The following is a 19,191-nucleotide window of genomic DNA, read 5'->3' on the forward strand; positions in this document are numbered from 1 at the left end:
TTTGTGCCCGTAGCGGCGCCGCGGTAATCCACGGGAGGTTTGTGGGGTTCGCGTACATACGTCCGTTTGGGCTTGTGCCACAAGTTCGCGAAAAGTTGTCTCGCTCGGGTTGTTGAACCTCGACAGAGCGGTTAGTGTGACGAACATCACACCGACACGTGACGTATGTCACACCTGGTCACGTGAGTGATGTGGTAGCCGGTTCTCGCTGGTGAGTGCCGGTCGATTCACTACTGAGGGGCTAGTGGAATGTCGAACAGCACGTCTATGCGCGCCGGAACTCACCACTCGATGTCGCGCCACCGCTGGTGGAACGCGGCCGCAGTTGCCGCTGTGGCCCTACTTGTGACGGGAGTCACAGCGCCCGCCGCGTCGGCGCACACGTTCACGTACGACCCGGACGTGAGCACGTGGCCATCCCCGTACTCGCCGCTCCCTCTCGACGCGCTCGTCGCGACGAATGACGTGTCGCTCGAGTTCGATGGCACGGAAGAGGGGCTGCACGCCGGAGCCGACGCGCTGGGCGGTGATCTTGGCTTTACGATGGTGCAGCCCTCGACGTCTGAGCAGACGACGGGCGCCGGTGGCGCCGACCCGGATGGCCTTTACCAGGGCTATTACCTGCCTCAGTTCGTCAGCCTTGCGGGCGGCAGCCTCGTCATCGACGCGACCAAGGGCATCCAGTACGTGCTGCAGGGCACTTCGGGCTCGGACCGCTTCCGCAACACCCAGGACAACGCCTTCGGTGTCCCGCTGGCCTCCGCGGGAGCCAAGGTCCAGCTCAGCACGACGATGACGGTGCCCGGCAATGCGACGAACTCTGCGCAAGGTGGACTCTGGTTCGGCCCGGACGACGACAACTACGTCAAGCTCGTGGTGCTGACCTCGGGCACGAGCCGCCAGGTCCAGTTGGCGCGTGAGATCGGCGGCGTGATGGACACGTCCGCGCCCACCGACGACCAGGTGACGTCGGCCAATGTGCCGATTACTGACGCGACGCCAGTCACGTTGACCCTCACGCTCGACGCGGTCACGGGCACCGCGCATGCGAGCTATGCCATCGGTGCGGGCGCCACCGTCGAGCTAGGCGAGGTAGGGCTTCCCGCGAACTTCTCGGACGGCAGCCTCCTGCCCGAGCTCACCTCCGACCCGACGACAACTGCGTTCGGTGGCGTTTTCGCCACCCGCCGCAACATGGACTCGCTCACGACTCCGGTCCCCTTCGCGTTTGCCGACTTCTCCGTCTCGGAACTGGACACCGTGCCGCCGGAGGCGCCCGAGGGCCTCTCCGTGGACGCCGAGCCTGACTCGACGGGACTGACGTGGACCCCGTCGGTCGACGACGACGTCGAGGGCTACCGCGTGTACCGCTCGGCGGGCTCTCCGGTTGATCCGGTAGCGGCGAACTTGATCAGCGGCGATGAGTTGGTGTCGGGCACGACCTTCACTGACAGTCGCGTGTTTGTCGGGCAGGAATGGGTCTACGCCATCCACGCCGTCGACGAAGCCGGCAACGAATCGGTCACCGGGATCGAGGCGACGGTGCCAACGCCCGCGCCCGACGGCGAGCTGGTCGGCAAGTACGACTTCACGACCTCCGGTGGCGCGCTCGCGAGCGGCTACATCCGCGACAGCGGAGCCCCGTACTCCGAAGGTGCAGGATTTGGCTGGATCACCGCTGACGACGGGACACCCTTCAACTTTGGTCCGAACACTCGCGTCAGGAGCAACACGAATGGCATCACCGACGGGCGCCTGACCTCGATCATCCACCTGCAGTACGGTCAGTCGACGACGGTTCCTCCGCCCACGCCCGGCACTAACGGGGTGTCAACGGAGCAGGCCGTGTGGGAACTCGACGTCCCGAACGGCGCGTACGCCGTCGTGGTCGCCGCGGGTGACACGAGCGACGGAAACTTCGACAGCAGCCACACGGTCGTCGTCGAGGGTGAGACCGCGATCGACGGCTTCGACGGAGCCGCTCCGCTGTACTTCGAGCAGGGCGTGGTCGAGGTGGAGGTGACGGACGGCAAGCTCACCATCGCACCGACCGGAGGTGTCAACACCAAGCTCTCGTTCGTCGAGATCTACGAGGTGGAGGCGGCCCCGCTTGCTGCTCCGGGCGACTTCTCCGCCGCTTTGGGTGCCGACGAGGCATCGGTCGACCTGAGCTGGACCGCCGTCGCCGGCGCCGAGGAGTACCTCGTGTACCGCAGCGCCACCTCGCCCGTCTCCACCGAGACGCCTCTGACCGGCGAGCCCGTCACGGGCACGACCTACACCGACGACACCGTCGAGGCGGGCCAGACGTACTACTACACGGTCGTTGCCGCCTCGTCGAGCGCGCCCCAGTCGAGCGCCGCGGCCGAGCAGTCTGTCGAGGTGCCCGCCGCGGCCGTGGCGCCGGATGCGCCCGCCAACGTGACCGCGACGGCCGATGCCGACAGCATCCTGGTGGAGTGGGATGCGGTGGCCGGTGCGGTGGGTTACCAGGTCTTCCGCGGCACCTCGAGCGAGGTGGCCACGGATGGAACGCCGCTGTCGGGTGGCTCGGCGATTGCCGAGACCGAGTTCGATGACACCACCGCGGTGCCCGGCACCGAGTACTTCTATGTGGTCGTCGCCGTGGGCGAGGACGACCTCGAGTCGGAGGCGTCGGTGGCGGCGTCCGCCACCGTGGCGGAGGTCGTTGATCCGACCCTCGACGCACCCGCGAACGTGACCGCGACGGCCGATGCCGACAGCATCCTGGTGGAGTGGGATGCGGTGGCCGGTGCGGTGGGTTACCAGGTCTTCCGCGGCACCTCGAGCGAGGTGGCCACGGATGGAACGCCGCTGTCGGGTGGCTCGGCGATTGCCGAGACCGAGTTCGATGACACCACCGCGGTGCCCGGCACCAAGTACTTCTATGTGGTCGTCGCCGTGGGCGAGGACGACCTCGAGTCGGAGGCGTCGGCAGCGGCATCCGCCACCGTGGCGGAGGTCGTCGATCCCGTCGAGTGCGCGGCGACGGAGTGGGCGGTGGAGTACTTCGCCGGTACCGAGTTGGCCGGTCCGCGCATCGCCGAGGACTGCCTGAGCGTCATCAACCAGACGTATGCGAGCGGTGAATCGCCCGCGGACGAAGTCCCCGCCACCGACTACTCGGCACGCTTCTCGACGACCGCGGAGTTCGCCGAGGCCGGTGACTACGTGTTCGCGCTGACTCACGACGACGGTGCGCGGCTGCTCATCGACGGCGACGTCGTTTACGACGCCGACAACTGGAGCCAGGGCGAGGCGCGCCTCGTGGCGGTCACACTGACCGCCGGCGACCACGACATCGTGGTGGAGTACGTCCAGCGCGGCTATGGCGCCTCCCTGGTGCTCGACTGGGAGCTCACGGAGACCGCCCTGTGTGAGGCTGGCGAGTGGTCGGTGGCCTATTACCTCGGGGCCACGCTCACGGGCACTCCGCTGGCGTCGGAGTGCCTGACCGAGGTCAACCGCAACTTCGCAGCGGGCGAGGCCCCGATGCCGGGTGTCCCCGCGAACAACTACTCGGAGCGCGTCTCGGGAACGATCGACATCGCCGCTGAGGGCACCTACGTCTTCTCCCTCACGCACGACGACGGCGCGCGCCTCATCATCGACGGCGAGACGGTGTACGACGAGAACGAGTGGAGCGGCGGCGCCGCACGCGCCGTCCCCGTGCCGCTCACGGCGGGTACCCATGATGTGGTCATCGAGCACGTCCAAGCTGGCCTGGCCTCGACCCTGGTCTTGGACTGGGCGATCGCTCAGGACGTGCTGTGCGACGCCTCCGAGTGGACCGCTGAGTACTTCGCCGGCACGGCGCTCGCGGGCCCCGCGATCGCATCGCAGTGCCTTGAGGAGATCAACGAGACGTTCGGTACTGGCCAGTCGCCGATGGCAGGCGTCCCCGGCGCGAACTATTCGGCTCGCTTCTCGACCACCGTCGAGATCGCGTCGGCCGACACCTATGTGTTCTCTCTCGAGCACGACGACGGCGCGCGCCTCATCATCGATGACACGGTCGTGTACGAGGCGAGCGAATGGAGCGAGGGTATGGCCCGCGTCGTACCCGTCGCCCTCGATGCTGGGCAGCACGACATCGTCGTGGAATATGTCCAGCGAGGCTACGACGCCACGGTCATCCTCAGTTGGGACACGGTCGACGATGCCGTGTGTGACGCCTCCGAATGGTCCGTCGACTACTTCACCGGCACCGAGTTGGCCGGCTCGCCAATTGGCTCGGAGTGCCTCACGGAGCTCGACCGCTCGCTCGCGACCGGCGAGAGCCCGCTCGCCGGAGTGCCCGCTACCTATTACTCCGCGCGTTTCGACCGCACGGTCGACTTCGCCGAGACGGGCACATACGTGTTCTCCGTGACGCATGACGACGGCGTGCGCCTCCTGATCGATGGCGTCGAGGTCTACGCCCAGACGCAGTGGAGCGAAGGCATCGCACGTGCCGTGCCGGTTCCGCTCACCGCCGGAAGCCATGACATCACCGTCGAGTACGTCCAGCGTGGCTACGGGGCCGAGCTCGTTCTCGACTGGGCGCTGGCGGTGCAGGAAGAGTGCACCGAGGATGACTGGGTGCTGTCCTATTACGTCGGTACCGACGCGGCAGGATCTCCGATCGCCGCCGAGTGCGTGGCTAACCTCGACAAGTCTCTGCCGGCGGGCACCGCGCCGACAAGCGGCGTTCCCGCGACGTACTACTCGGCGACGGCGGCCCGTACCCTGTCGGTCGCCGAGGCCGGCACCTACGAGTTCTCCGTGCGTCACGACGACGGCATCGCCATGACGATCGACGGTGAGGTCGTCTACGAGGCGAACGGCTGGACAGCGGGAGAGACCGCCACCTTCGCGGTGCCGCTCGAGGCAGGTGAGCACGACATTCAGATCACGTGGGTGCAGGCAGGTGGTGGAGCCGAGCTGATCGTCGACTGGGAAGCCCCAGACACCACGGCGCCCAGCGCCCCGACGAGCCCCAACGTCAGCATCGGGGACGACAGCATCACGGTGCATTGGACCGCGTCCGCCTCAAGCGACGTGGTGGGCTACAACGTGTACCGCAGCACCACGCCGGGCGTGACGCCGGAAAACGGTCAGCTCTTGACCACGCTGCTGGCGACCGGCACGGAGTTCGAGGACACGACGCTCCTGCCCAACACCGCTTACTACTACGTAATCACCGCGGTGGATGGCGCCGGTAACGAATCCGGCGCGTCGAGCATCGTCGCCGCCATCCTCGTCGTCGTGAACGACACCATTCCGCCGGACGCACCGGAGAACCTTGAGGTGCAGTCGGGAGACGCCGAGGTGGTCCTCACCTGGGACCCCGTCGACGACGTCGCGCTGGCCGGCTATCGCGTCTACCGGTCGCTCGAGACCGGTGCCTACACGGGCAGTGTGGTCGTGTCGGGTGGCGACCTCATCACGGAGCCGACCTACACCGACACCTTTGTTGATAACAACACGACGTACTTCTATCAGGTGGTGGCGGTCGACGACTGGGACAACGCGTCTGACCCGTCCAACGAGGTCTACGCGACGCCCCGCGTTCCCAACACGACCGATATCAGCGTTGACTTCCTCGCGACGGGCGGCGTGCCGCAGGCGGGATACGTGGCGGACTGGGGCCAGGCCTACGGTGAGCGCACCGGGTCCACGCAGGGCGAGGGCCTGAGCTACGGCTGGGTCGACGCGGATGGTCACGAGCTGTCCCTCGTCGGCAACGGCCGCGACCGGGCCCGCCCAGGCATCGACCCGAACCTCAACACCATCATCCACATGCAGTACGGCGACGTGGACGGTGGCAACGGCACCAATGGGGTCAAGACTCCGGGCGCATGGGAGATCGAGGTTCCCGATGGCCTCTATGAGGTCACCGTCGCGGTAGGCGACCAGATGGGTGCCACCGAGTATGACTCCCTCCACGTGATTAACGTCGAGGGGTCGGTCGCCATCGAAGGGTTCCAGGGCTCGGCGGCCGATGAGTTCGAGACCGTGACCACGGAGGTAGGCGTCTATGACGGCCGCCTCACCATCGACGCCCGGGGTGGGTTCAACACGAAGATGGCCTACGTCGAGATCGTGGGGCTCGAGGTGGATCGCCCCCACATCGATGTCGTGAACCCGCTCAACCGCTCCACCGACGCAGACGTCACCGGCGGTGTCGCAGCGACCTTCGCTCGCGTTCACGCTGGCGGCGGCGTGGACGACACCACGATGCCGGGCAACGTCAAGGTCTTCAACGTGGCCACGGGCGCGGAGGTGCCCGGTTCCGTGAACACCTCGGGCGGCAACGACACCATCAACTTCGATCCGGACGGCGAGTTCGCGCCGAACACGACGTACCGGTTCACCGTCAGCTCCGAGGTCAAGGACCTCTTCGGGCTCCCCTTCGTGCCGTTTACGTCGATCTTTACGACCGGTGACGGAGTGATCGTGGGCGGTGAGGAGTTCACGCCGCTGACGAACGTGGCCTTCGAGAAGGTGCAGATCACCCTCCCGAACGTCAACAAGTATTGGGCCTCCTTCACCTTCGGCCCGGACGAGCGCCTGTACGGCACCACCATCGGACAGGGCCTGTTCCGCTTCGACGTGAACGAGGAGACCGGCGCCCTGTCAAACATGACGGACCTGGGTTACCAGGGCTTCGCGATGGTCGGCCTGTTGTTCGACGAGTCCAGTACCGCTGGCGACCTCCGAGTGTGGGTCACGAAAACCTCTGCCAACGTGGGCAATGAGCAGAACCAGTTCATCAGCGGTATCAGCCTGCTGAGCGGGCCCAACCTCGAGAACGAGAAGAAGGTCTTCGCGGGCCTTCCGCGTTCGCAGTCTGACCACCTCACCAACTCCATGGTGTACGGACCCGGCGGGGACATCTACGTCCTGCAGGGCTCGAACCAGGCTGCCGGCGACCTCGACAACTCATGGGGTCAGCGAGGCGAGCAACTGCTGACCGCTGCACTGCTCCACTTCGACACCGAGCACCCGCGGGTGCAGGCGGCGGTGGCTGATGCTGAGGGCGACAACCCGCTGTTGGTGCAGACGGCACCGTCGGGCAACTCGGGTGAGGACGCGCGCAATGGCTACAACGCCGCGAGCCCCTACAACCCGTGGGCGGAGGACGCCGCGCTGCAGATCTACGCGACCGGAATCCGCAATGCGTACGACCTGACCTACCACTCCAACGGGCACATCTACGTCGCGACTAACGGCACGGCAGGAGGCGGCAACTCGCCAGGCGTGACCTACAACGCCTCCACCAACACGTGGACCCGCGTCGCGGCCGCGGGCATCCCCGGCTTTAGCTCCGTCAACGGTCAGGATGTCACCGCCGCGTGCCTCGCACGCGAGGATCGCGACCCCACCTACGTGCCGCGTTCGGTTCCGGCGATCTCTAACCACCCGACTCAGCGCGACCACCTCTACGACGTGGTCGAGGGCGGCTACTACGGTCACCCGAACCCCACCCGTTGCGAGTTTGTGCTGCACGAGGGCAACGACCCCGCGAACCCGCCACAGTGGGCGGGCCAGGGCGGTTCGAAGTATCCGTTGGGCACCTTGCCCGAGTCGCACTACAAGGGTGTCGCCTACGACTTCGAGTACAACAAGAGCCCCAACGGGACCATCGAATATCAGAGCAAGACGTTCGGTGGCCAACTCGAGAACCGCATCATCGTGGTGCGCTTCTCCAACAACAACGACCTCATCTTCCTTCAGGCCGACCCTGTCACGGGCGCCATACTCGGAGCCCAGACGGAGGTGGGCATCACCGGCGTCCCGAACAGCACCATCGGCGGCGTGGGCGGCTTCAACGACCCGCTCGAGGTCGTGGAGGACACCCGCAACGGCAACCTTTACGTGAACCAGTACGACCGTGCGGGAAGCTCGCAGGGGCTGTTCCTGCTGCGAGTGCCAGCGAGCCAGCAGGCCGCGAAGGTGACCTCGAACAAGGATGAGCTGGTCTTCTCCGCAGTGAGGGCCGGCGGAACAATCGATGCGTCGACGACCGCCGCTCACCGCACCGATGCCGAGTCGATCACGGTGACGAATGAGTCGAGCGAGGCGCAGAGCCTCGCGGCGAGCATCGGCGGCACGAACGCTGCCGAGTTCGCGATCGAAGGCACCGTGCCGGCGAGCCTGGCTCCGGGGGCCTCGGCGACGTTTACCGTGCGATTCACGCCCAACTCCACGGCGGGTGAGAAGGCCGCGCAGTTGGTCCTCGCCACCGCGTCGTCGAGCGTGACGGTGCCGCTGTTTGGCCTCGCTATGTTCGGAATTCAAGGCGGCAATGAGCCCACCCTCGACCAGGTGTTGGGCACGCTGGGCTACGAGGTCAACGTGGGCTGGACCACGCTCGCCGGAGGCATGGATCCCGCCGCCAGGGGCGACGAGGTGCTTGAGCCGCTGTTCACCAAGTCGGGCACCGGCCCCGTCACGTGGAAGGCGCTTGCACATTACGCCCCGCCGGACACCGTGAGCTTCGGCTGGTACACCGGTGACGGCGGTGCGGCCGAGCGGGTGAGCCTCGGTGCCATGAACGGTACCGGTGGCGCCGGTTACCAGTCCCTCCTGCCGGCCACGACGCCAGGGTCGGTGATGCAGTTCGATCCTGCCGTGGACGAGTTTGGCTTCTACTACTACTCGCCGTACTTCACCCGCTACGGCTACACCGAGGATCGCCTCAACTCCCCGGCCGGAAGCGCGCACCGCGCCCGCATCTACCCGGCGGAGAACCGCAACGGAGTACGCATCGCGAACACCTACATCCTGGCGTTCGAGGATGCCGACAACGGTGACTACCAGGACTACGTCTTCCTGGTCTCGGGCATCAAGCCCGTGACGGACACCGGCTCGGGTGGCGACGCCATCAAGGTCGACTTCACCACCGCATCGGGCGATCTTGCGGCCGGTTACATCCGTGACTTCGGCCAGGCATTCGGTAGCCGCACGGGTGCAGATCAAGGCAGTGGGCTGACCTACGGATGGAAGTCGCTGACGACCGAGGACGATGTCAACCTCTCGGTGGGCGGCACCACACCCGGCAATGCCCGCGACCGGGGCACCAGCCAGCCCGACATGAGGCTTGACAGTTTCATGCACATGCAGCCGTCCGACGTGGCCGGCACCTTCAACGGCACCAACATCGACGGGTACTGGGAGATTCAGCTTCCCAACGGTGAGTACGAGGTGACCGTGGGAGTCGGCGACCCTGCCGTGAACAGTGACCCCGAATCTCACGTGATCAACGCCGAGAACGAGGTGCTTGTCCCCGCCTTCGTCCCCAGCGGCGTCGCGGGCTCGGCGACGCGCCACAGCATCCGCACCGCAACGGTCGAGGTTGCCGACGGCTTCTTGACGATCGACCCGCGCGGAGGTGTCAACACCAAGATCGGCTTCATCGACATCGTCCCGCTCACGGTCACCGACCCCGGCGGCGACGACCCCTCGGATGGTGCGCAGGTCAAGGTCAACTTCCAGCCCGCATCGGCCCCCGTGCCCGAGGGCTGGACCGCGGAGACGGGCGGAGCCTTCAGCTCCGAGCGAGGGTTCGGCTGGCTCAACGCCGCGAACGACCAGCCGGTGGATCGCACCATCGCCACCCGGTACCGCACCGGCGCGCTCAGCGGCATCGCGTACCCGAGCGACGAGCGCCTGAAGACCTACGCGTTCATGGATAACGTCACGCAGCCGCCCTACACGGATGGCTACTGGGAGTACGAGGTGCCCAACGGCACCTATGAGATTGCGCTCTCCGTCGGTGACGCGAACTACCTCGACTCCACGCACAGGGTCTACGTCGAGGGCCAGCCCATCATCAACGGCTTCGTCCCCACGACGGCCACGCCCTTCCAGACGGGCGTGCGCACGGTCGAGGTCACCGATGGCCGGCTGACCGTCTCTACCGACTACAGCGACGTGGTGGACAACGCCACCGAGGGCAACACCAAGATCAACTGGGTGTCGATCAAGGGCGATGGGCTCGAGCCCAGCGAGCCCACCACCACCGCTCAGGTCACTTTCCGTCCCTCCACGGCATCCGTGCCCGCCGGATGGACGGCAGACACGGGCGCGGCGTACAACGACACCACGGGCTACGGCTGGCTCGTCAACGACGCACCGTTCGACCGTTCGTCCATGACGCGCTTGCGCGCCACACCCGCGGGCAACCCGCTGCAGCAGGGACTCATCCTGATGCAGAACGTCACGACGACGGGTTCCACGATTGCCGGCGGCACCGTCGGCACCTGGGAGTACGCCCTCGCCAACGGCACCTACACCGTCACCGCCTCGGTAGGTGACGGCGAGTACACCGACTCGGTGCACGGTCTGGCGGCTGAGGGAGAGCCGCTCATCGAGGGCTTCACGCCCACCACCGGGACACCGTTTGCCAGCGGCAGTGCCGAGGTGCTGGTGAGCGACGGCAAACTCACGCTGACGCCCACGGGTATCAACACCAAGGTCAACTGGGTCACCATCGCCGGAACCGCGCTGAGCGCACCGAGCCTGACGATCTCCGGCAACGGTGCGGCGATCGCGGACCACTACGACGGTGGCGTGGTCGAGGTGACCGCGCAGGCACTGGCGGCGTCCGGCGCGTCCATCGAGTCGTTCACGTACTCGATCGACGGCGCCACCCCGGTGGACTACACCGCACCCTTCACGCTCGACGAGCCGGGCGAGTACGAGGTGGTCTTCGAGGCGACCGACTCCGAGGACCGTGTGTCGACCCGCACGATCGCGTTCACGGTCCTGGACATCGGCGGAACGCTCGAGCTCACAAACACCCAGATCCCCCACCAGCCCAACGGCGACCCGATCCCCGGCCTTTACGACGACGTGCTCACCATGCACCGCATGAACAGCGGCACCATGTCGACGGGTGCGACGCCGACCCTCCTGTATCGCTCCTACGACAGCGCCACCGTCGAGGTCGAGAACACGGGCGCCAAGGACCTGCGCATTACCGCGCTCACGTTGGGCGGCGGGCAGGCCGGCCAGTTCCAGTTGGTCAATGCGCCCACGTTGCCGCTCATCATCGAGCCCGGCGAGTCGCAGGACCTCACCGTCCGGTTCATCGGTTCGGGCGGCGCCAAGGGCATCCGGTCGGCCTCGCTGACACTCGCCTCAAGCGCCGTGGGCGCCGCCTCCACCGTGATTGAGTTGCGTGCCGGATACATGGCGCAGCCCGAGGGCGGCAATGAACTGAGCCTGGGCCAGGTCGTCGACCTCTTCAAGAGTGACACGTTTGTGGGTGCCGAGGACCTGGGCCTGGGCAACGGTTCGGAGAACCACGGTTCCCCGCTCAACGGTGATGAGGTGCGCTCCACCCTGTGGAAGCGGCTCGACTCGTCGAAGCCCGTGCAGGCGGTGCAGCTCGCCTCGTTCCACGGCCAGGGCGGCAACGAGACCCTGCGCATCGGTAACAACTCGGTGTCGATGACGGGACTCGACGCCCAGTCGCTGTTCCCCAAGACCGGCGCCGGCAACCCCGTCACGCTCACCCTGAACAACCCCGCCGCGACCTTTGACATGGCCGTGAGTGGCCAGTCGACCAACCGCACGGACTACATGGCGGTGAAGACCTGGCCGTTCAAGGACGTCGACGGCGACGTGGTGCCCGGTTCTTGGTGGGTCGGTCACGACTACGTGAGCTCGGTCAGCCAGTGCGGTGTGGGCGCCACCAACTGTGACTTCCAGGACAACGTCTACCTTGTCACCAACGTGCTGCCCGTGACTCCGGACGCCACGGCGCCGGCGGCGCCCGCGGCGCCCACGGGCGAGGCTGACAGTAGCGGGGTGGACCTCACCTGGGCGGCCTCGGCCGATGCCGACCTCATGGGTTACCGCGTCGAGCGCTCCGCCTTCGCGGCCGGACCGTGGACCTCGGCCAGCGGTACCAGTGTGGTCACGGGGACCACCTTCCGTGACACCGGCGCCCCGAGCGCGGCAGCCACCTTCTACCGCATTGTCGCCCTCGACGCGACGGGCAACGCCACGCCGGGAGCCGCGACGGCCATCGACACGTCGGCCGTCGACGTGCCCGCCATCCGCATCAACGCGGGTGGACCCACGGTCACGACAGGCGGCAACACCTGGGTCGCGGACTCGCCCTACGTCACTGGTGTGAACACCAAGACGTACACCAACAGCGCTGTGACGCAGATCGCGAACACCACCGACGACGTGCTGTATCTGACGGAGCGGAGCACCACCGCCTCGCCTGGGACTATCAACTACGCCATTCCTGTCTCGGGTTCGGGAGGCTACAACGTCACCATGCACTTCGCCGAGATCTATCACGGCGCCACCGGCGGCGGCGCGGGCGGCACTGGCAAGCGAGTGTTCTCGGTGAACTTCGAAGGTGGCACCACGGAGATCGTCAACCTCGACCTCAACGCCCAGGTCGCGCCGATGACCGCCTACACCACCACGAACACCGTCTCCGTCGTCGACGGCACGCTCAATATCTCGCTTGTCTCGACGGTTGACCAGCCGAAGGTGTCCGCGATCGAAATCGTGAAGGCCTCGTCCGGCGGCGGCACGCCTGCGGCCAACACCTTCACCTATAGCGCGATCGCGAACCAGCAGTACAGCGTGTCCGAGGCGCAAGGCGAGATGGTCGGGGGCGTGCTCTACCAATTTGGAGGCTTTGACTCGCAGGTGGCGGGTTCGACGCCTACCTCAAGGTCGTACAAGTACACCCCGGGCACCAACGCCTGGGCCGCCATCGCGCCGCTGCCTTACCTGGCCGGCAACGGTGGGCCGGGGACTGGCGCCACGCACGCCGGCATCACGACGGACGGCGAGGACATCTATCTCGCCGGCGGCTACATCTCGCAGAACGGTTCCTCGGGGCAGATGTTCGGTACCGTCGAGGTCTACAAGTACGACGTGTCGGCCAACGCGTACACCCGGCTCGCTAACCTGCCCCAGGTGCGAGCCTCCGGCGCGCTCGAGTACCTCAACGGCAAGCTGCACTTCGTGTCGGGCACCAACCTTGCGCGCACCACGGAACCCGTCGACCACTGGACCCTCGACATCGCCAATGGCGCGACGTCGTGGGTGACCGCGGCAGCCATCCCCGAGGGGCGCAACCACCCGGGATCGGCCGTCGTCGGAGGCAAGCTCTACATCATCGGGGGACAGACGGGCCACGACGGTCCGTCCGTCGCGCATGACGACGTGTTCGTCTATGACCCCGCGTCGAACTCGTGGTCGGCGTCCACACCCATGCCGAGCGCCGTGAACCACCACACCAGTTCGACGATCGTGTTGGACGGTCGCATCGTGGTGATCGGCGGCAAGCTCAACCACACGACCGACACGGCTACCGTGCAGGCGTTCAACCCGACAACGGCGGCGTGGACGCAGCTCACGAGCCTCCCGGCCCCGCGCTCGTCCGGCGTTGCGGGTGTGGTGGGAAGCGGCTTCCTCTACACGGGTGGTGGGCCCGCTAGCGGTTGGCGGGCGACGCCCGTCGTGTAGTGCGCCGTCGGGACCGCGTGCGCGCCGGCCCGTCGGCTACTTCGCGCTGATGACATTCGACGTCAACTCCGCGACCGCCGCGTGGCCCGCCGCGGTCAACGAGCCGTCATCGGCCACCAGCGTGGGGTCGGTCAGCGGCTCGCTGACGTCGACATAGACGGCGCCCACCGAGGCCGCCGCCTCGGCGACGGCATCATCCAGGACCGTGACCGCGTCCGAAGGGCCACTGGCCAGGCCCGCCACCGCGTAGATGGTCGCCTTCGGGAACGTCTCGCGTGCCTCGACGTACGTGGCGCGCACCGCCGCGCGGATCTCGCCCGGTGTCGCGTCGAGGTCGGACAGGCCGCCAGAGACCACGACGACATCGGGCTCGTCAACCACCAGAGCGGGGAGTTGTTCGCGAAACGTTGCCATGCACACCGTGCCGCGCTGCGTGTAGCCCGAGTCGGAGCAGCCCGCGTTGATCTCGGCCCATCCCTGCGAGGCGGAAACCGAATCCACCCACGAGGGCGCATCGGTCGGTGCCACGAGCGTCGCCCCATCGCCCACAAACACGGCGGTCGGAGGCTCGGGCGCGCACGCCGCGAGCGGCGATGCGATCATCGCCGCCACAAGAATCGCCACGCGTCTCATGTCACCCCTCAGTGACCAGTGTCTCCCCAGTCCTATCGGCACCTCAAGGGGCTCGCCGCAGTTTTTTCGTCCGGCCGATGCCGTGGCTGGCCCCCGCACGTCCACAGCCCCGTGCGCCGGTGTCGGTACCCGCCGGTAGGTTGGTCGCATGAGCGGCTTCTTCGTGGTGTTCGAGGGCGGCGACGGCGTGGGCAAGACCACCCAGATCGACCGACTCGCGACGCACCTGCGTGCCGCGGGCCGGGACATCACGGTCACGCGTGAGCCGGGAGGCACGGCGCTGGGCGTGGAGCTGCGCCAGGCGATCATGCACGGAGACCACGTGGCGCCGCGGGCCGAGGCCCTGCTGTATGCCGCCGACCGCGCGCACCACATCGCCACCAAGGTGCGCCCGGCCCTCGAGGCCGGTGGGATCGTGATCCAGGATCGCTACATCGACTCGTCCGTCGTGTACCAGGGCGGAGCCCGTGGCTTGGGGGACGAGGTGGAGCGCATCTCCCGCTGGGCGACGGAGGACCTGGTGCCGCACCTCACGATCGTGCTGGACATGGAACCGCGGGCCGAGCGCCTGGACCGCGAGCTCGACCGCGTGGAGCGCGAGACCGCCGAGCATCAGGCCACCATGCGCCAGGCGTTCCTCGAGCGCGCCGGGCTGAACCCGGCGCGTTACGCGGTGATCGATGCGGCGCGCACCATCGACGAGGTAGCGGTCGACGTCGCCGCGGCCGTGGACGCCGCCCTCGTGAAGGTGGGCATCGTCGTCCCACCCGCGGCGGAGGGCCTCGAGCCGTGGGGCACGCCGTGAGTGTCTGGGACCAGCTGGTGGGTCAGCAGGAGTCCATCGCGCCGCTGCGCGCGGCCGCCGAGCGGCCCGAGGCGATGACCCACGCCTGGCTCGTCACCGGCCCGCCTGGCTCGGGCAGGTCGGTTGCAGCGCGGGCGTTTGCCGCCGCGCTGCAGTGCACGGAGGGCGGCTGCGGCGAGTGCCGCGCGTGCACCACGGCGCTGTCCGGCGCTCACGCCGACGTCACAGTGCTCGCCACCGAAAAGGTCGTCATCGGCATCGACGAGGTGCGCGACCTGGTGGCGACCGCGCAGTCGCGCCCCTCCGAGGGGCGCTGGCGCATCATCATCGTCGAGGACGCCGACCGTATGGCCGAGCGCACCACCAACCTGCTGCTCAAGTCCATCGAGGAACCGCCGGCCCGCACCGTATGGGTGCTATGTGCGCCGAGCGCGCAGGACGTCATGGTGACCATCCGCTCGCGCTCGCGGCATGTGGGCCTGCGCGTGCCGGACCCCGAGGACGTCGCCCGTCTCCTCGTGGAGCGCGACGGCGTCGACCCCGGTCTCGCCCGCGAGTGCGCTTACGCCGCCCAGAGCCACATCGGCGTCGCCCGCCGCCTGGCCCGCGACCCCGATGCCCGCGCCCGCCGCGAGCAGATCCTCGCCCTCGCCACCGAGATCAGGGGAGTAGGCGACGCCGTCCTCGCCGCCGCCGACCTCGTCGCCGTGGCCGAGGAGGACGCCAAGGCCGCCACCGAGGAGCGCGACGTGGCCGAGCGCAACGAGCTCCTGCGCACCCTCGGCGCCGACGACGGCGGACGCCTCCCACCCGCGCTGCGCAGCCAGGTCAAGCAGCTCGAGGAGGACCAGAAGCGCCGCGCCACGCGCCACAAGCGCGACGTGCTCGACCGCGCGCTGATCGACCTCATGAGCCTGTACCGCGATGTGTCCGTCATCCAAGTGGGCGCCGGCCAGGCGCTCGTCAACGAGTCGCACCGCGGGCACATCGAGCAGCTCGCGGGCCGCACGCACCTCACCGACACCCTGCGTTGCCTCGACGCCCTGGCCGAAGCCCGTAAGCGCCTCGCCGGCAACGTGTCGCCCGTGCTCGCCCTGGAGGCGATGGCGCTCGCGCTGCGTCCCCGGACCGCAGCCTGAGCCGCGCGGAGCCCGTGACGGGAGCGCCCCCGGAACGTCCTTCGCGCCCCGTAGGCTGACGCCATGAGATCACCGCTCCGCGCCGTGGCCCTCGCCGCGGCGAGCCTGCTCGTCCTCACCGCCTGCATCCCCGACAAGACCCAGGTCAGCCCTACGGACGAGGCGACGGGTACGGGCGGCGCGACGGCATCGGCCGCTCCGGAAGCGAGCGACCTGCCCGCGGTGTACTTCCAGGACGTCGACTGGAGTGCGTGTGGCGAACTCGAATGCGCCACGCTGCAGGTGCCGCTGACCTGGGACGAGCCCGACGGCGAGACGGTCAGCCTCGAGATCAACCGTCACCCGGCCCGCAGCGACGCCGAACGCCTCGGCTCGTTGCTCATCAACCCGGGCGGTCCGGGTGGTTCGGGTCTCGACATGACCGAGTACCTGGCGACCATCGCGGGCGACGACCTGCTGGACGCGTACGACATTGTGGGCTTCGATCCGCGCGGGGTGGGCGAGTCGAGTCCCGTGCAGTGCGGCCCCGACGGCGTGATCGACGACTATTACATGTCCGACGTGGTGATCGAGAGCCAGGACGACGTGGACGCCGAGGTGGCCCGCACCGAGGAGTTCGGGGCCGGCTGCCTCGAGGAGACGGGAGACTTCCTCACCGAGGTCGACACCGTGAGCGCGGCGCGCGACATGGACGTCATCCGCACGGTGCTGGGCGACGACGAGCTGTACTACCTGGGCTTCTCGTACGGCACGCAGTTGGGCGCCACCTACGCGGAGGTGTTCCCCGACAACGTGGGTCGGATGGTGCTCGACGGTGCGCTCGACGTGGAGATGGACGGTCAGGAGCTGACGCTCGGTCAGGCTGGGGGCTTCGAGAACGCCTACCGCAACTACCTCTCGTGGTGCATCGACCAGGGCGACTGCCCGCTGGGCGACACCGTTGACGAGGGCCTCGCCGAGACCACCGCGCTCCTGAATCAGGCGCTCGACGAGCCGCTGCGCACGCTCGGCACCTACCCGCTGAACCGCAACCTGCTGCTGTACGGGATCATCGTGACCCTGTACTCGGAGGACTCCTGGCCGTACCTCACCCAGGGATTCCGGGAGATCGAGACGACCGGCACGGGCGCCATCATGTACCAACTGGCAAACCTGTATTTCGACCGCGACGCGGCCTCCGACACCTACCTGACGAACTCGACCTGGGCGTTCACCGCCGTCAACTGCGCCGACAGCGCCGAGGAGGACCCGGTCACCTACGCCGAGATTGAGGAGTTCACGGCCGAGGCAGAGGAGGCGTCGCCGACGTTCGGATGGTGGTTCGCCTCGGGCACCGGCTGCGAGGGCTGGCCGGCCTCGGACGCCGAGATCGTCGACTCGCTGGAGGCGGCCGCTGCGGGTGCGGCGGGGCGCATCGTGGTGGTCGGAACGACAAACGACCCGGCCACGCCGTACGCGTGGGCCGAGGCGATGGCGACCCAGCTCGACGCCCCTCTGGTGACCTACGACGGCGAGGGGCACACGGCGTACGGCCGCTCCAACCAGTGCGTCATCGACAGCGTCGACGGCTTCCTCGTCGACGGAGAGTTGCCGGATTCGGGAACTCGCTGCTGACCCGCTATCATGGTGGACCGCACCTCCTCACGGGGGTGCACGCCGCCTTAGCTCAGTCGGCAGAGCGATTCACTCGTAATGAATAGGTCAAGGGTTCGATTCCCTTAGGCGGCTCCATCGAAAAGGCCCCGATCCACGCGGATCGGGGCCTTTTGCGTAGGTCCGCGCGCCACCACTCACGCGGCGTGTCTCCTGGGAGCCACTCAGTGCCCGGTTTTCGCAAAGAGCGGGCGCTCAGCGCCTCCCACGAAGCATGCGCGCTGGCAAGCGAGCGCGCGCAGGGCGCAAGCGGGGCGAGCTACTCCGCGACGCGCGCTCGGCGCCCGCCGAAAGCCACGACATCGCCCACGGCCAGCTGGCGGCCGCGGCGCTCATCGACTTCGCCATTCACAGTGATGAGGCCCTCGCGGATAACCTCTTTGGCCTCGCCGCCCGAGTCCACCAGCCCCGCCATCTGGAGGAACTGGCCCAGGCGGAGCACGCCCTCGCCCTTGGATACGTCGTCGATCGGTTGGGGTCTCGCCATAGTCGCATCGTATCTGCGCGACAGCCCCTTCCGCAGGCGGCCGCCGCGTGCCACGATGCCGTCAGGGAGCAACCGCGCCCCCGCCACGGAGGTGAGGATGGATACTCGCTACGACCCCGGCGCCTCGGTGCGCGCCACCGCAGTGTCTGCCGCCGAGCAGCTCAAGGCGGGCACGTGGGAGAGCGTGGAGGCGCTCGCGGTGCTCGCGCTCGCGGCCAAGGACACGCCCGATGCCGCGGCCCTGCTCGCGCGCGCCGCGTCGACCGCCGATGGTCTCAGGCCCGGCTCCTGGGAGAGTGTCCGCGCGCTCGCCTGGCTCGCCCGCGCGCAGACGGAGCTCAGGGGCTAAGGCGACTCGACCCGCTCGAGCAGCGACAGTGACCGCTCGATCACGAGCGATGTCGCAGCCGCGTCGTAGTCGGGCAGCGACGCGTCGGTGAACAGGTGGGTGGAACCGTCGTACTCGAACAGCTCAGCATCGCCGGCGCCCTCGACGAGCGCCCTCGCCGCGGGCAGGTCCTCGTCGAAGAACTCGTCGCCCGTCATCCCGTGAATCTGCACCGGCACGCCCGCGGGCCACGCCTCCGAATACTCCGAGACAGGCATGCACGAGTGCAGCAACAGCGCCCCGGCGGCGTCGGGGCGCGTCTGCGCGAGCCGCTGCGCCATCGTGACCCCGAACGAGAGCCCGGCGTACACCACCGGCCCGGTCATGGCATCGGCCGCCTGCAAGCCGCGGGAGCGGACCTCGTCGAAGCCCTGCGAGCGCACCCACGCGAAGCCGTCCTCAATGGTGTCAAACGTGTGGCCGTCGAAGAGGTCCGGTACCACCACCGTGTGTCCGGCAGCGCGCAGCGAGTCCGCGAAGGTGCGCACGCCGTCGGTCAGTCCCTGGATGTGATGCAGCAGCAGTATCTGAGCCATCGGCCCATCGTCGTCGCACTATCCACGATCCGCAACCGCAC

Annotated in this window: 8 protein-coding genes and 1 tRNA gene; 6 read left to right on the plus strand and 3 right to left on the minus strand. The window is 67.9% G+C overall.

What is annotated here, in order from left to right:
* Positions 1-402 precede the first annotated feature (402 nt).
* Complete coding sequence (locus B7K24_RS03765; protein WP_144268104.1) at positions 403-13,509, plus strand: PA14 domain-containing protein; 13,107 nt, start codon at positions 403-405, stop codon at positions 13,507-13,509.
* 36 nt (positions 13,510-13,545) lie between these two features.
* Here the strand turns inward: B7K24_RS03765 and B7K24_RS03770 are convergent, their stop codons facing one another.
* Entirely contained in the window at positions 13,546-14,133 is a 588-nt protein-coding gene (locus B7K24_RS03770) for an SGNH/GDSL hydrolase family protein (protein ID WP_159449132.1), read from the minus strand.
* Positions 14,134-14,290: 157 nt separating this feature from the next.
* Here B7K24_RS03770 and tmk point away from each other — a divergent pair, with 157 nt between their 5' ends.
* From tmk to B7K24_RS03790, 4 genes are all read left to right on the plus strand, one after another.
* A complete protein-coding gene (gene tmk, locus B7K24_RS03775) occupies positions 14,291-14,947 on the plus strand; it encodes a dTMP kinase (RefSeq protein WP_084128809.1) in 657 nt (218 codons plus the stop codon).
* Entirely contained in the window at positions 14,944-16,086 is a 1,143-nt protein-coding gene (locus B7K24_RS03780) for a DNA polymerase III subunit delta' (RefSeq protein ID WP_084129235.1), read from the plus strand. Before tmk ends, B7K24_RS03780 begins: the two co-directional genes overlap by 4 nt.
* A 63-nt stretch (positions 16,087-16,149) precedes the next feature.
* Positions 16,150-17,700 carry an alpha/beta hydrolase gene (locus B7K24_RS03785; RefSeq protein WP_084128810.1) on the plus strand — a complete coding sequence of 517 codons (1,551 nt, stop codon included), beginning with the start codon at positions 16,150-16,152 and terminating at the stop codon, positions 17,698-17,700.
* Between the two features lie 41 nt (positions 17,701-17,741).
* Positions 17,742-17,817 (plus strand) — tRNA-Thr (locus tag B7K24_RS03790).
* A 181-nt stretch (positions 17,818-17,998) separates the two neighbouring features.
* Here the strand turns inward: B7K24_RS03790 and B7K24_RS03795 are convergent.
* Positions 17,999-18,226 (minus strand): RNA-binding S4 domain-containing protein, encoded by a 228-nt coding sequence (locus B7K24_RS03795; protein ID WP_200808268.1) that lies wholly within the window; start codon positions 18,224-18,226, stop codon positions 17,999-18,001.
* Between the two features lie 97 nt (positions 18,227-18,323).
* On the opposite strand from B7K24_RS03795, the gene B7K24_RS03800 reads away from it, so the two are divergent.
* Positions 18,324-18,575, plus strand: coding sequence for a hypothetical protein (locus B7K24_RS03800; protein ID WP_084128811.1), 252 nt, complete (start codon positions 18,324-18,326; stop codon positions 18,573-18,575).
* Here the strand turns inward: B7K24_RS03800 and B7K24_RS03805 are convergent.
* The gene (locus B7K24_RS03805; protein WP_084128812.1) at positions 18,572-19,150 is read right to left on the minus strand and encodes a dienelactone hydrolase family protein; all 579 of its coding nucleotides are present in this window, start codon (positions 19,148-19,150) and stop codon (positions 18,572-18,574) included. The two genes, B7K24_RS03800 and B7K24_RS03805, sit on opposite strands and share 4 nt — an antisense overlap.
* Positions 19,151-19,191: the final 41 nt, after the last annotated feature.

Source organism: Demequina sp. NBRC 110055, from assembly GCF_002090135.1.
GTDB lineage: Bacteria > Actinomycetota > Actinomycetes > Actinomycetales > Demequinaceae > Demequina.

What these genes read in the sequence shown, in the direction of transcription:
- B7K24_RS03805 (WP_084128812.1), bottom strand. Translation starts at nt 19,150, where the DNA reads ATGGCTCAGATACTGCTGCTGCATCACATCCAGGGACTGACCGACGGC.
- B7K24_RS03785 (WP_084128810.1), top strand. Translation starts at nt 16,150, where the DNA reads ATGAGATCACCGCTCCGCGCCGTGGCCCTCGCCGCGGCGAGCCTGCTC.
- tmk (WP_084128809.1), top strand. Translation starts at nt 14,291, where the DNA reads ATGAGCGGCTTCTTCGTGGTGTTCGAGGGCGGCGACGGCGTGGGCAAG.
- B7K24_RS03795 (WP_200808268.1), bottom strand. Translation starts at nt 18,226, where the DNA reads ATGGCGAGACCCCAACCGATCGACGACGTATCCAAGGGCGAGGGCGTG.
- B7K24_RS03800 (WP_084128811.1), top strand. Translation starts at nt 18,324, where the DNA reads ATGGATACTCGCTACGACCCCGGCGCCTCGGTGCGCGCCACCGCAGTG.